The organism is Chryseobacterium sediminis (assembly GCF_008386505.1).
GTDB classification, from domain to species: Bacteria; Bacteroidota; Bacteroidia; order Flavobacteriales; family Weeksellaceae; genus Chryseobacterium; species Chryseobacterium sediminis.
Window position 1 is genome coordinate 125,546 of record NZ_VUNZ01000001.1, and the last position, 13,004, is coordinate 138,549.

The window sequence follows — 13,004 nt, forward strand, 5'->3', positions numbered from 1 at the left end:
TTTTAATTCTTATTAATATAGTGAAGAACTGAGATGTTGAATAAAAAACCGCCCCAAACAGGGCGGTTTTTTCAGTAAAAATTAATTGAAAGTTATATTTTATTATCTTTTCTTCATACTTGTTCCTGATAAAGAACTGATGAATACAAGGCCAAAGCCGATATAAGCGGCAAATGCCGTCAGATATATAATTAAGCTGTTTAAGCTTGGTTTTAAGGCGTATACCAATACAGAAAATGCAGCAAAACTTAGTACCAGCAATAGGCTCCATATATTTAACTTTGCAGCATCTTCATTTCTCTTAAAAATCATTTCAAAAAAGGCTCTCATCATTACTTACATTTTAAGGGTTATACAATTAATTAAAAAAATAAAGGCGTACTCATCGCGGTAAAAAGAATAAATTCCTTTACTGGGCTAAGGTTCGTGATGACTTTGCCGTTTATCTATATCGTAATACCGGGCTGAAAGTCCGGGATATTTTTGTTTTTTTGAATCAATAAATGATTCTGGTTATTGATGATACCAGTGAGATACGGGGTGCAAAATTGCTGTGAAAAACTAACGGGGGTTAGTTAATCACGGACCCGTATCTGTTACGGCATCGTAGAAAAAAAAGGATTCATATGCTAGATATGAATTTGAATCAGTGGAAAAACTGAAAATCCACAGAAAACCTTTTTTCTCATCCTTAGTGTTTTTTTAATTTTTTCTCAATATCTTACATGCCAATATCATGCCAAAATGGAATTTTTGCGATTAACACTTTATTTCAAGAGATTGTTGAAGCTTCTGATGGAGCGTATTTTCATCTGTTATTTCCTTAAACGTAGAAAAATTTTCTGTTTTTAATGATAAGGTGTTTGAAACAAAGAAAATATTACGGTGTAATTGTTTTTTATATATTTAAAATCCTTTAGTATAGTTTAGAAATGAACAAGGAAAATTTAAAAGAAAGCATCAATATCTGTATAACAAATCTGTTGCAGTTGGCAAAAATCAATTGTTGGAACCTCATTTCCTCCAATTTGTTTTTTATTTTGTCTGATTTTAATGAATTTGAAGGGGCAAATTCCACTGAAAAGAGATGGTCCCGTAACAGAATAAATAATTCAAAAAGGCTGCTTACTTTAGATTCAGCAATAGAGATTTTACATAAAGAGTTCTATGATCTTTATGATGTTACACTATATATTTTCCGGGCAAATACAAGAGAAACTATTATAGAAATTCAATATTACAGAAAATCAAATTTTGAAGCTGATTACTTTGCTGTAGTAAAAGATAATCCACCGATGTTTCATTCAAAAATTGCAATGCCCGTATATGCATGGGAAGGAGGAAAATTTGATATCAACTGGGAATCGGGAGGTGGAATTCATCGTGTGTGGAAAAACTTTCTATGGAGTAATTTTTTGTACAGACGTAAAATTAAAAACCTCAAAAGGTAATTTTGCAGGGTAAAAAGTTAATTAATAAAATAAGCTTGTTTTTATTGAATTAATGATATCAGCAGCATTGCTAAATAAGAAAAAACCGCCTCTAAAGACGGTTTTTATATTTTACCAGTTTTTATCAATCATATAAATAATCTGTGTCAAAGCGGTGGCGCCTAATAAAAGCTCCCTTCTGTTCACTTTTTCAAAAGTATCTTCTTCTGTATGGTGAATGTCGAAATAGCGCTGAGAATCCGGCATCAATTCAGCAGCAGGAATTCCCATGTCATGAAGCGGGTAGAGGTCTGTTCCGGAAAACCTTTCTTCAAAATTGTAAACTCCGTAAGGAAGAAATAGGTTTGACCAGCCTTTGATCTGATTTCTTTTGGCATCATCCATATCCAGGGCAATTCCTCTCGGTGCAAAACCTCCGGCATCTGTTTCTATGGCAAAGAGATGTTTTTCATTTTTCTCCTTTACTGTTTTACCATATTGAATTCCGCCTTTTACTCCATTTTCTTCATTGGCAAAGCAGACCACTCTGATGGTATGGTTATTTTGCAGTCCTAACTTTTTAAAGGTTCTTAAGACTTCAATACTTTGAACGATTCCGGCTCCGTCATCATGAGCGCCTTCACCTACATCCCAGGAATCAAGGTGTCCGCCGACAACAATAACACTTTGGTCTTTTTTACCGGTGATTTCCCCGATTACAGAATGGGAAAGCTTTTCGCCTTTCATTCCGCAGTTGGAATTAAGTTTAGCGGTAATTTTCTGTTTTTTAAGTAAGGCTTCCAGTTCATCTGCTGTAGTGCTTCCGATGGCTACGGCTGGTATTTTGGAAACTTTGTCTTCGTAGCGCATGGCTCCCGTGTGAGGCACATCATCAAAAGCTGATGACAGAGATCTTACAATGGCAAATTTACCTCCCTTTTTTGCGGTTAAAGAAGCGGCTGTGGTTCTGTATTTCGCAGCATCGCCATATGCCTTGAAGGTTTCTACGAACGACTGGCTGAAAGGATAGTTGAAGAATACAATTTTATCTTTTACCTTTTCAGCAGGAAGTTTGTCATATTCTTCCATAGATTTTACCATGATAATTTCTCCTGAAACATCTTTTCCTCCGGTTCCTTCAGAATTTCCGAGAGAAAGCATTTTGAGACTTTTCCATTTTCCGTTTGAAGTCTGGATGTGCAGAGATTCTTTTCCTCTTTCCCATACCGGAATCATGACTTCCTGAAGCCAGACTTTATCAGCTCCAGCATCACGGAGTTTCTGTTCTGCCCATTTTACTGACTTCTCGTAAGCTTCAGAACCGCTTAAACGGTGGCCTATGTTTTTTGTAAGCTCTCTCAGCTCAGTATATCCTTTTCCATTGTTCAGAATTTCCGTAGAGATTTTTCTGAACTGGATAGAATCTTCTTTAGACTGGCCAAAAGCGACCATTCCAAAAAGCAATAGTGAAGTTCCTAATATCTTTTTCATTGTTTACCAATTTTTATCAATCATATAAATAAGTTGTGTCATTACCGCAGAACCAAGTAACAGTTCTCTTCGGTTGACTTTTTCAAAAGTGTCTTCTTCGGTATGGTGAATATCAAAATAACGCTGTGGATCCGGGACCAGTTCAGCAGTGGGAACTCCCATTTCATGAAGCGGAGCAATATCCGATCCGGAATATTTCCCTTCAAAATTATAAACTCCATAAGGTAAGAACAGATTAACCCAGCTTTTGATCTGATTTCTTTGGGGATCATCCATCTCCAGAGAAATTCCCCGTGGTGAAAAACCTCCGGCATCCGTTTCTATGGCAAAAAGATGTTTTTCGTTGTTTTCTTTAACTATTTTGCCATATTGTTTTCCGCCTTTTGTTCCGTTTTCTTCGTTGGCAAAGCAGACTGCGCGGATGGTATGGTTATTTTGTATTCCTAATTTTTTAAATGTTCTTAAGACCTCAATACTTTGTACAATTCCGGCTCCGTCATCATGAGCGCCTTCACCTACATCCCAGGAATCAAGGTGCCCTCCGACAACAATAACGTTCTTGTCTTTTTTACCGGTGATTTCCCCGATTACAGAATGAGAAAGTTTTTCACCTTTCATTCCACAGTTGGAGTTCAGTTTGGCTGTAACTTTTTGCCTTTTCAACAAGGTTTCCAGCTCATCTGCGGAAGTATTTCCGATCGTAATGGCCGGTATTTTTGAAATGTTTTCATCATAGCGCATATTGCCCGTGTGAGGAACATCGTCAAAAGCGGAAGAAAGTGACCGGATGATGGCAAATTTCCCTCCTTTTTTAGCCGTCAATGAAGCAGCAGTTCTTCTGTAGGGACTGGCATCACGGTAAGAAATGAAAGTCTGGACATTTTCCTGATGAAAAGGGTAGTTGAAAAATACAATCTTATCTTTCACCTTTTCTGCAGGAAGTTTATCATATTCTTCCAGTGATTTTACCATAATAATATCACCTGAGATATCTTTTCCTCCGGTTCCTTCGGAATTTCCGAGAGAAAGCATTTTAATGTTTTTCCATTTTCCGTTTGAAGTCTGGATGTGCAGAGATTCTTTTCCTCTTACCCAAATCGGGATCATGACTTCCTGAAGCCAGACTTTATCGGCTCCGGCATCACGGAGTTTTTGTGCGGCCCATTGTACAGATTTCTCATAAGCTTCAGAACCGCTTAAACGATTGCCTATAGTTTTGGTAAGCTCCCTCAGTTCATTGTATCCTTTGCCGTTGTTCAGGATTTCCGTAGAAATTTTTCTGAACTGAATAGAATCTTCTTTAGTCTGACCGAAAACAGTCATTCCAAAAAGCAATAATGAAGTACCTAATATCTTTTTCATATTACCAGTTTTTATCAACCATAAAAATCATTTGTGTGATGGCAACCGCTCCGAGAAGAAGTTCCCTTTTATTTACTTTATCAAAAGTATCCTGTTCGGAATGGTGGTAATCAAAATACCTTTGTGTATCAACCACCAGTTCTGCTAAGGGAATATCTAGTTTTTTTAAGGGTGAGATGTCCTGAATTGCCTCAGTTTGGTCAAAATCATAAACGCCATACGGAAGAAAATATTCTTTCCAAGGGTAAATCAATCGTCTTCTTTGAGGTGACATGTCCAAAGAAAATCCTCGTGGAGAATAACCTCCGGCATCTGTTCCTAAGGCAAAAACATGTTTTTCATCTCTCTTCTTCACAAAAGCAGCATACATCTCACGGCCCTGACCTCCGTTTTCACTGTTGGCGTAAAGGACTACGCGGATGGTATGATTATTTTCGTATCCTAGTGCCTTCAGTGTTCTTAAAACTTCGATACACTGAACGACTCCTGTTCCATCATCAATGGCGCCTTCACCAAAATCCCAGGAATCAAGCTGAGCCCCTAAAACAATTACTTTAGAATCTTTTTTGCCTTGAATTTCAGCAATAATGTTGGGATTTGTAGTATCACCCCTTGATTCGGCAGTCATGTTGATTTTAGCCGTAACTTTTTGTTTTTTGAGTGTTTTTTCCAACTCATCTGCGGATCTTACTCCAATGGATAAAGCAGGAATTTTAACTTTATCATCTGGTTCATAGTAGATCATTTTAGCATGAGGAGTATCGTCATTGGCTGTTGTCAGCGATCTTATAATTAATGCTTTTGCTCCTGTTTTAGCAATAACAGAAGCGGAAATTAATTTCGATTTTGCAGTCTGTAAATAGGAATCACTTGTATTGATCATTTTCGGATCCATAGGAACATTTACGAAAACTATTTTGTCTTTTAACTGACCTAGTGACATTGCATTAAGTTCTGAAGTGGAATTAATTAAGACAATTTCACCTGTAAGATCTTTTCCGCCGGTTCCTTCAGAGTTTCCAAAAGAAAGCATCCTGATATTTTTCCAGTCTCCATTTCCTGCCTTTATCTGTAAAGATTCTTTTCCTCTGATCCATACAGGTGCTTTGGCTTCTTGCCTCCAGATCATGTCAATACCAATTTCCTTGAATTTTTTTTCTGCCCATTCTACAGCTTTTGTATACCCTGGAGTTGCGCTGAAACGTGATCCGATTCCTTTTGTAAGTTCTCCCAGATTATCATAAGCCTTACCATTGGTCATAATTTCATCTGAAATTTTTCTGAACTCATCATGATAATTGAATTTGGCAATAGTTGTTTTTTTTGCCGGATTTTTTTGTGGCTTTTTTTGAGAAAATAAAAATCCACTCAAAAAGAGTGGAAGTATAATGAATATTTTTTTCATTTTTTATTTACCTTTCTTTTTCCTCTGATAAAAGTAGGGAAAAAATAGGAATTTATTAAGGTTTCATATCGTACATTACCAGGGCTGTAATCAATTTTGGTTCAATGAATGTACATTTTGGAGGCATGCTTAATCTTAAATCCGAAATTTTAATCATATCATTAAAACTTACAGGATAAATTCCGAAACCAACTTTACCTTCACCACTGTCTACTTTTTCTTTTAAAAGATTGATTCCGTTGATGTTGGATGTTCCTTTTACATAAGAAATAAGCTCAGAGCTGTCCGGATCTTCAATTTTCAGTATATTTTTGAAAATATACTTGTCTATAAGGTGGTGATCCAGATTATCCAGAGACATTTCTTTGGAACGAAGGTCATGCTTCACATGAAGAGAGTAGAATTTCCCGTCCATATACATTGAAATATGGAATTTCTGAGAAGGGTAGTAGGATGTTTCTCCTTTTTCGTGAATAAGGAAATAGTTTTCGAGTTCCTTCAGGAAAGTTTCAGGAGACATACCATTCAAATCGTGTAAAACTCTGTTATAATCATGAATTTTAATGGACTGATTGGAAACAATAAAACTGTAGACAAAGTTGTAAAGCTCTGTACCATTATGTTTTTTGTTTTTCTCTTTATGATATTTGGCGTTTATTGCTGTAGAACCAATTCTGTGGTGTCCGTCAGCAATATAAAATGAATCAATCTGATCTATTACTTCTTTAAACTGCTGTAGTTTCAGGCGGTTGTCTATTCTCCAGATTTTATGTCTGATACCAATGGAGTCTACATGGTTGAAGATAGGAACGTTTTTTTCCTCATGATTCATCAGCAGCTCAATTTTTGAGTTGGCCGGATAGGTAAGTAATACAGGTTCTGCCTGCAGGTTTACTTTTTCAAGGTAATGAGCCAGTTTTTCTTTTTTCTGAGGAATGGTACTTTCGTGTCTTTTGATTTTTCCATTCCAGAAATCTTCAATACTTGCTAATCCCAGAAGTCCTCTGAACACCTGTTTGTTGGGGTAGATTTGCTCATAAAGATAGTAGGCTGAATTGTCCTGGACCAATTTCTTCTCGTCCAGAAGTTCTTCAAAGGTAGAACGGATCTTTCGCAGATTCCGGTCAATATCTTTAGATTTACTTACAACATAGGGTTTAATCATATTGATGTAAGTATTTTCAACTTGAGCCTTCTCTGCAATCTCTTCCTGGGTAAAATTATCCAGTGGATGGGTAGGGAAAGTACTCTCGAAGTCTCTATGAGGTCTTATTCCACGGAAAGGTTTAAAAACAGGCATATTTATCTTATAGTTTCTTTTTGTAGCTTAATAATTTGTTCTGCAAGTTCGATACCGATTTTTTCCTGAGCATCTACTGTATTTCCTCCAACATGTGGGGAAAGAGACAGGGCAGGGTTCATCAGTAAAGGCAGTTCCGGGCTTGGTTCGTTTTCAAAAACGTCCAATGCTGCTCCGGCTACTTTTCCTGATTCAATAAAATCTATCAGTGTCACTTCATTGATGACACCTCCTCTTGCAGTATTTACAATATAGACTCCGTCTTTCATTTTTTCAAACTGAGGGGTATCTATAATATATTCATTCGTTTTCGGCGTATTGATACTGATGAAATCTGCATCTTTCAGGAATGCATCCATATCATTGGTGGAAGTGATTTCAAAGTTAACAGATTGTCCGTTAAAGAAGTTCAGGGTAAGAACTTCTGTTTTAGGGCTTCTCGTCAGAACGGTTACGTTCATTCCTAAAGCAATTCCTATTTTTATGACTTCCTGACCAATACTTCCAAAGCCGATTACTCCTAATGTTTTTCCTGAAAGTTCATATGCATTGCTGAATGATTTTTTCATAGCACTGAAATGAGTATCTCCTTCCAAAGGCATCAGTCTGTTGGATTCGTGAAGGAATCTTGCCAGTGAAATGAAATGTCCGAAAACTAGTTCAGCCACTGATTTTGAAGAGGCCGTAGGAGTATTGATTACTTTAATCCCCTTGCTTTTGGCATATTCCACATCAATGTTATCCATCCCGATACCGCCTCTTCCAATGATTTTAAGGCCGGGACATGCATCAATAAGCTCTTGTCTCACTTTCGTTACACTTCTTACAAGCAGGACGTCTACATTATTATCGTTGATAAAATTAATAACGTGATCCTGAGCCACTCTATTGTCCAGGATTTCAATTCCGGCTTCTTTTAAAGCGTTTTCTCCTGCTTTCGAGATTCCATCGTTTGCTAAAACTTTCATGAGTTATTTTGATTTAAAGATTGAAAAATGTAAAAATTTCAAAATTTTAAAACTGAGGCGCAAATTAATAAATTTAAATTAACTGCTTTTCAATCTTTCAATCTTTGAATTTTAAATACTTAATTATTTGATTGACTTCATTACATCTACCAAAACCTGCACACTTTCAATAGGTAAGGCATTGTATAAACTTGCTCTGTATCCGCCCAGGCTTCTGTGTCCGTTTAATCCACTAATACCTGCGGCTTTCCATGCGTTGTCAAATTCTTCTTTTTTGCTTTCGTCGGTGATTTTGAAAGAAACATTCATCAGTGAACGGTCTTCTTTCACGCAGAAAGTTTCAAATAGGGGATTACTGTCGATTTCGTCATATAAAAGCTTGGCTTTTGCTTCGTTTCTCTGTTCAGCAGCAGCAATTCCTCCGTTTTTTTCAAGATACTGAAGGGTAAGTAAAGAGGCATATACAGGGAATACCGGCGGCGTATTGTACATTGATTCTTTGGCGATGTGCTGAGAATAATCCAAGATAGAAAACATGTTTTCTCTTCCTGTTTTACCAAGGATTTCTTTTTTTATCACCACTAAAGTAACTCCCGCAGGTCCCATATTTTTCTGAGCGCCCGCATAGATCAGATCAAATTTGGAAAAATCCAGTTGTCTTGAGAAGATATCAGAACTCATATCACAAACCATCAGGGTGTCCACTTCAGGGAAAGATTTCATCTGAGTTCCATAGATCGTGTTGTTGGAAGTACAGTGGAAATAATCATATTCTGCACCAACAGTATAGTTTTTAGGAATAAAAGAGTAATTTTCTTCTTTTGAAGAACCTACTACATCTACTGTTCCTACTTTTTTTGCTTCTTTGATGGCTCCGGCTGCCCATGTTCCTGTATCCAGGTAAGCTGCTTTTCCTCCTACTTTCATCAGGTTGTAAGGAACCATGGCAAACTGCAGGCTGGCACCACCTCCTAAATAAAGAACTTCATAATCATCACCAAGATTCATCAGTCTTTTTACAATTGCACGCGCTTCGTCCATTACAGCTACGAAATCCTTACTTCTGTGAGAAATTTCAAGAAGAGACAATCCGATACCGTTGAAGTCCAGAATAGCCTGTGCTGATTTTTCAAATACCTCCTGTGGCAAAATACATGGCCCTGCGCTGAAGTTGTGCTTTTTGTTCATATTTTTATTTTTTGGTTGCTTCCGGATTTTATATTCCTTCCGCTTTATTTTTGGTTAAATTGAATTTTTGGACAAAAAAACCGCCTCACAGATGATGAGACGGAACTTTTTTATTCGCCGTGTAAGAATGCTTTTTTATCAAGAAGAGATTCTTCAGATTCTACGTGATCCTCGTCAGGAACACAACAGTCTACAGGGCATACCGCCGCACACTGAGGTTCTTCGTGGAATCCTTTACATTCTGTACATTTATCTGTTACAATAAAATATACATCATCACTTACAGGTTCCTGTGGTGCATCTGCATCTACAGTAAGTCCCGACGGCATAGTAATTGTACCTTGAAGAGCCGTACCGTCAGAAGCTTTCCAATCTACAGCTCCTTCATATATTGCATTGTTTGGACATTCCGGTTCGCAAGCCCCACAGTTAATGCATTCATCAGTTATTTTAATAGCCATCGCTAATTTTTTTTAAATTTGCACAAAATTACAAAATATTCCCCAATTTTAAAGTAATTATGAATACCGAAAATCAAGTTTTAGGACTTATTAAATTAAGTGATTATATAAAAGCGTTTTTAGCGAAGAAACCGGAAGATCACAATGAAAACGATGCAGATATTGAATTATTGTTGAAAAGGTCTGAAATAGAGAATCCATGGTTTACTGTTGATAATCAGAAATTTGCTTTACAGCAATGGGCAGATCTTTTGACTGAAGAAAATATCAAAAACTGGCTTGGAAATTATTCAATCTCTAAAATTTCAAAAAGAGTTGGACTTATTTTAGCCGGAAATATTCCTTTGGTAGGCTTTCATGATGTGATGTCTGTTGTTTTAAGCAATCATATTCCTGTTATTAAACTTTCTTCAAAAGATAAGTACATGGTTCCGTTTTTATTAAAAAAATGGAATGAGTTTTCTAATGAAAATGTAGTGTTTGAATTTGTAGAAAAATTAGAAAATTTTGATGCTGTAATTGCCACAGGAAGTAATAATACAGCCAGATATCTGGAATATTATTTCAAGAATCATTTGAGTATTATCCGTAAAAACAGAACTTCCATTGCCGTGTTGAAAGGTGATGAAACGGATGCAGAACTGCAATTGCTGGCAAAAGATATTTTCCAGTATTTTGGATTGGGATGCCGAAATGTGACGAGAATTTTTATTCCTCAGGATTTTGTTATTGACAGATTGTTTGAGAATTTCTTAGGATTTCAGGATATCATCAATCATAATAAATATGCTAACAATTATGATTATAACAGAGCGGTTTATCTTTTAAATCAGGATAAATTCTGGGATAATAATTTTGTGATGCTTAAAGAAGATGATAAACTTTTCAGTCCGCTTTCTGTAATTAATTTCAGCAGATATGAGTCTTTGGATGATGTGAAAACATTTATTGCTGAAAACGAAGAGAATATCCAGTGTGTGGTATCTAAAGAAGAGTTGGGATTGAATGCTATTCCGTTTGGAGAAGCACAGAATCCGGGGCTTGATACCTATGCGGATAATGTAGATACAATGAAATTTTTAGAACTGGTCTGATTTTCGTATCTTCCATCACTTATTTCACCAGATAACAAAAATGAATACTATGAAAAAATTATTGCTGGGAATTGCTCTTGTGGGTGCGCAGTTGATGTTTGCTCAGAAAGTAGCAGGTGTAAAGGTTGAGGGTAACCAGAAAAAAGAGCAGCCGGCTGCTATAAGCAAGGAGAAGGTAAGTCTTTATAATGATAACTTCCTTAAGTTTGTTGAGGCTTTGCAGGCTTCTGATCGTAAGACAATTGACGGATTACTTTCCGAGAAGGTAAAGGAAATTGTGACGGATGATGTGCTTAAAAAAGTCAAGGACGGCATTGATCCCAATAAAAAACTTGAAGTCTTAAAAGCGGGATATTATAAAACAATGGATGGAACCAATCATCCAAGTATTAAGTATAAATATGCAGGGGAATCGTCTTCCAAAGAAGCTATTACAGCTGTATTTGAGGATGACGGAAAAATTCTGGGTGTATTGCCTGCGAAATAAGATTAAAAATTTATTTTCGATTAACTAAAAAAATATTAACTATGATGACAGATGTTTTAGTCGCTCATTCTTCGGAAGTTGAAAAGGCGAGTTTTTACAAGAAGACGTATTTGCATGTTGCTTTATCTATTCTTGCATTTATTGGAGTTGAAACGATATTATTGAAAACGGTTCCGAAAGAAATTATTTTCATGATGTTTGCTCAGAAATATATTTGGTTACTAATCATTGGTGTTTTCTGGTTAGCTTCTGTTTTAGCTTCTAAATGGTCGCTTTCACAAAGTAAATCTACTCAGTATTTAGGACTAGGGTTTTATATCCTTTTGGAAGCCATTATTTTTATGCCTCTGCTTTTTATTGCTACAAATATAGAAGGAGGATCAAATATAATCTTTCAGGCTGCAACTTTAACGATCGCAATGTTTGCGGGTATTTCCGCTGTAGCATTCACTTCTAAAAGGGATTTTTCTTTTTTAAGAAATATTATTGTGATTGGTGGGTTTATTTCCATAGGACTTATTGTAGGTGGGATGATCTTCGGTTTTAACCTTGGGTTGTGGTTTTCAGTAGGAATGGTAATTTTAGCTTCGGCTACTATTTTATATCAGACCAGTAAATTAAAAGATTCCTATGGTACGAACCAGTATGTGGGGGCGGCATTACAGCTTTTTGCTTCTATTATGCTTCTTTTCTGGTATATTCTAAGCATTCTGATGAGCAGAAGAAACTAATTGATATTTTATCTTTTAAAATAATAGTCCCGGTGATTTTTCATCGGGATTTCTTTTTTAACACAAATTACACAAATGATTTCACAGATTACACAATTGAAGAGGATTGGGATTTATTTTATAACCACAGATTTCACAGATAGACACAGATGATTGTGTGTTGACGGAATACTTTCGCATTCTTTTATTTGCAAAATTAGTGCAAAGATACTTGTGTTATTAGTGGTTTGGGGAATTTAAACCCAAAAAATCCAGATGAAGTTTCACCGGATTTTATTTGGATATTCTTTAAAAGTTTTCATACAACTACCAGCTTCATGAGACTGATTAAGGTCCTTTGAAGTAAGTTTTACTGTTGACGTAAAAAGATTCTTAAAGAATAGAAAAAGTATAGTAATGAGGAAAACCTCAGGTATTGTATTTTGTGTTTTTTGCAATCTTTTAATTAAAAAATAATCAAAAGATATTATTTGTCAATTGATCCTAAAACCTTCTGGGCAAAAGAGTTTAAAGCATCTTTTTCGCTCATTCCGTTCTGTACTTTGGCGTGAACTTCTAAAGCTCCGCAGATGTTGGTGATCAATTCTCCTGCAACATTTAAGTCTTCTTCACTTGTTCCTCTGAATTCGCAGAAACTTTCCAGTACTTCTAATGTTTTTTCAAGGTTTTCAGGAGTCTGATTCTGATAAAACTGTCTGATTACGGGTAATTTCATTATGCTAATTCGTTAAAAAGGTTAATTAAACTTTCTGCCTGGTTAGATTGAACCTGGTTTACCAATTCTCCGTTTTTAAAGATGGCGAAAGTAGGTAAGTTGTCCACTTTTGCTAATTTTCTGCTTTCAGGAAGCTTTTCAGCATCTACATATAAAAATGGAATAGAGTCATTTTCAGATGCCAGTTTTTTGAATTTTGGCTTCATGATTCTGCAGTTTCCACACCATGTTGCGCCATACTGAACAACTACTTTTTCGTTGTCGTTAACTATATTCTGTAATGTATCTTCGGTTAATTCTGTGTACATGATTGTAATTTGAAAATTTATTAATTGGGATGTGTTACTATTTGTAAAGAAGAAAATGAGATAA

Annotated in this window: 14 protein-coding genes; 4 read left to right on the plus strand and 10 right to left on the minus strand. The window is 36.1% G+C overall.

Translation table 11 applies throughout. The features are described 5' to 3' along the window. Positions 1-102 precede the first annotated feature (102 nt). The gene (locus FW780_RS00565; RefSeq protein WP_149831723.1) at positions 103-333 is read right to left on the minus strand and encodes a hypothetical protein; all 231 of its coding nucleotides are present in this window, start codon (positions 331-333) and stop codon (positions 103-105) included. 599 nt (positions 334-932) lie between these two features. On the opposite strand from FW780_RS00565, the gene FW780_RS00570 reads away from it, so the two are divergent. Further along, complete coding sequence (locus FW780_RS00570) at positions 933-1,451, plus strand: hypothetical protein (protein ID WP_149831724.1); 519 nt, start codon at positions 933-935, stop codon at positions 1,449-1,451. A 111-nt stretch (positions 1,452-1,562) separates the two neighbouring features. Here FW780_RS00570 and FW780_RS00575 read toward each other — a convergent pair whose 3' ends face one another. The 7 genes from FW780_RS00575 to FW780_RS00605 form a co-directional block, all read right to left on the minus strand. After that, positions 1,563-2,921, minus strand: coding sequence for a M20/M25/M40 family metallo-hydrolase (locus tag FW780_RS00575; protein ID WP_149831725.1), 1,359 nt, complete (start codon positions 2,919-2,921; stop codon positions 1,563-1,565). A 3-nt stretch (positions 2,922-2,924) separates the two neighbouring features. Further along, the gene (locus FW780_RS00580) at positions 2,925-4,283 is read right to left on the minus strand and encodes a M20/M25/M40 family metallo-hydrolase (RefSeq protein ID WP_149831726.1); all 1,359 of its coding nucleotides are present in this window, start codon (positions 4,281-4,283) and stop codon (positions 2,925-2,927) included. Position 4,284: 1 nt separating this feature from the next. Then, on the minus strand, positions 4,285-5,688 hold the full coding sequence (locus tag FW780_RS00585) for a M28 family peptidase (RefSeq protein ID WP_149831727.1): 1,404 nt from the start codon (positions 5,686-5,688) through the stop codon (positions 4,285-4,287). A gap of 55 nt (positions 5,689-5,743) precedes the next feature. Then, positions 5,744-6,988, minus strand: a complete 1,245-nt coding sequence (locus FW780_RS00590) for a DUF1015 domain-containing protein (protein ID WP_149831728.1) — start codon at positions 6,986-6,988, stop codon at positions 5,744-5,746. A gap of 2 nt (positions 6,989-6,990) precedes the next feature. Next, entirely contained in the window at positions 6,991-7,956 is a 966-nt protein-coding gene (locus FW780_RS00595) for a D-2-hydroxyacid dehydrogenase (protein ID WP_149831729.1), read from the minus strand. Between the two features lie 123 nt (positions 7,957-8,079). Then, a complete protein-coding gene (gene serC / locus FW780_RS00600; protein ID WP_149831730.1) occupies positions 8,080-9,144 on the minus strand; it encodes a 3-phosphoserine/phosphohydroxythreonine transaminase in 1,065 nt (354 codons plus the stop codon). 110 nt (positions 9,145-9,254) lie between these two features. Continuing rightward, complete coding sequence (locus tag FW780_RS00605) at positions 9,255-9,605, minus strand: 4Fe-4S binding protein (protein ID WP_149831731.1); 351 nt, start codon at positions 9,603-9,605, stop codon at positions 9,255-9,257. A gap of 59 nt (positions 9,606-9,664) precedes the next feature. Between FW780_RS00605 and FW780_RS00610 the strand changes: the two genes are divergently transcribed. From FW780_RS00610 to FW780_RS00620, 3 genes are read left to right on the plus strand one after another with little or no spacing between them, the layout of a single operon-like run. After that, positions 9,665-10,699, plus strand: a complete 1,035-nt coding sequence (locus tag FW780_RS00610; RefSeq protein ID WP_149831732.1) for an acyl-CoA reductase — start codon at positions 9,665-9,667, stop codon at positions 10,697-10,699. Positions 10,700-10,748: 49 nt separating this feature from the next. Then, positions 10,749-11,186, plus strand: coding sequence for a peptidylprolyl isomerase (locus FW780_RS00615; protein ID WP_241676812.1), 438 nt, complete (start codon positions 10,749-10,751; stop codon positions 11,184-11,186). 41 nt (positions 11,187-11,227) lie between these two features. Continuing rightward, positions 11,228-11,917, plus strand: coding sequence for a Bax inhibitor-1/YccA family protein (locus tag FW780_RS00620; protein ID WP_149831734.1), 690 nt, complete (start codon positions 11,228-11,230; stop codon positions 11,915-11,917). A gap of 466 nt (positions 11,918-12,383) precedes the next feature. On the opposite strand, the gene FW780_RS00625 is transcribed toward FW780_RS00620, so the two are convergent. Both FW780_RS00625 and FW780_RS00630 read right to left on the minus strand, forming a co-directional pair. Then, positions 12,384-12,632, minus strand: coding sequence for a DUF6952 family protein (locus FW780_RS00625; protein ID WP_149831735.1), 249 nt, complete (start codon positions 12,630-12,632; stop codon positions 12,384-12,386). After that, entirely contained in the window at positions 12,632-12,940 is a 309-nt protein-coding gene (locus FW780_RS00630; RefSeq protein WP_034698499.1) for a thioredoxin family protein, read from the minus strand. The genes FW780_RS00625 and FW780_RS00630 overlap by 1 nt, the downstream gene beginning before the upstream one ends. Between the last annotated feature and the right edge of the window lie 64 nt (positions 12,941-13,004).

Excerpts from the sequence above, each read along its gene's own strand:
- serC (WP_149831730.1), bottom strand. The coding sequence starts at position 9,144 with ATGAACAAAAAGCACAACTTCAGCGCAGGGCCATGTATTTTGCCACAG.
- FW780_RS00630 (WP_034698499.1), bottom strand. The coding sequence starts at position 12,940 with ATGTACACAGAATTAACCGAAGATACATTACAGAATATAGTTAACGAC.
- FW780_RS00570 (WP_149831724.1), top strand. The coding sequence starts at position 933 with ATGAACAAGGAAAATTTAAAAGAAAGCATCAATATCTGTATAACAAAT.
- FW780_RS00580 (WP_149831726.1), bottom strand. The coding sequence starts at position 4,283 with ATGAAAAAGATATTAGGTACTTCATTATTGCTTTTTGGAATGACTGTT.
- FW780_RS00565 (WP_149831723.1), bottom strand. The coding sequence starts at position 333 with ATGATGAGAGCCTTTTTTGAAATGATTTTTAAGAGAAATGAAGATGCT.
- FW780_RS00605 (WP_149831731.1), bottom strand. The coding sequence starts at position 9,605 with ATGGCTATTAAAATAACTGATGAATGCATTAACTGTGGGGCTTGCGAA.
- FW780_RS00575 (WP_149831725.1), bottom strand. The coding sequence starts at position 2,921 with ATGAAAAAGATATTAGGAACTTCACTATTGCTTTTTGGAATGGTCGCT.
- FW780_RS00615 (WP_241676812.1), top strand. The coding sequence starts at position 10,749 with ATGAAAAAATTATTGCTGGGAATTGCTCTTGTGGGTGCGCAGTTGATG.
- FW780_RS00595 (WP_149831729.1), bottom strand. The coding sequence starts at position 7,956 with ATGAAAGTTTTAGCAAACGATGGAATCTCGAAAGCAGGAGAAAACGCT.
- FW780_RS00620 (WP_149831734.1), top strand. The coding sequence starts at position 11,228 with ATGATGACAGATGTTTTAGTCGCTCATTCTTCGGAAGTTGAAAAGGCG.
- FW780_RS00585 (WP_149831727.1), bottom strand. The coding sequence starts at position 5,688 with ATGAAAAAAATATTCATTATACTTCCACTCTTTTTGAGTGGATTTTTA.
- FW780_RS00590 (WP_149831728.1), bottom strand. The coding sequence starts at position 6,988 with ATGCCTGTTTTTAAACCTTTCCGTGGAATAAGACCTCATAGAGACTTC.
- FW780_RS00625 (WP_149831735.1), bottom strand. The coding sequence starts at position 12,632 with ATGAAATTACCCGTAATCAGACAGTTTTATCAGAATCAGACTCCTGAA.
- FW780_RS00610 (WP_149831732.1), top strand. The coding sequence starts at position 9,665 with ATGAATACCGAAAATCAAGTTTTAGGACTTATTAAATTAAGTGATTAT.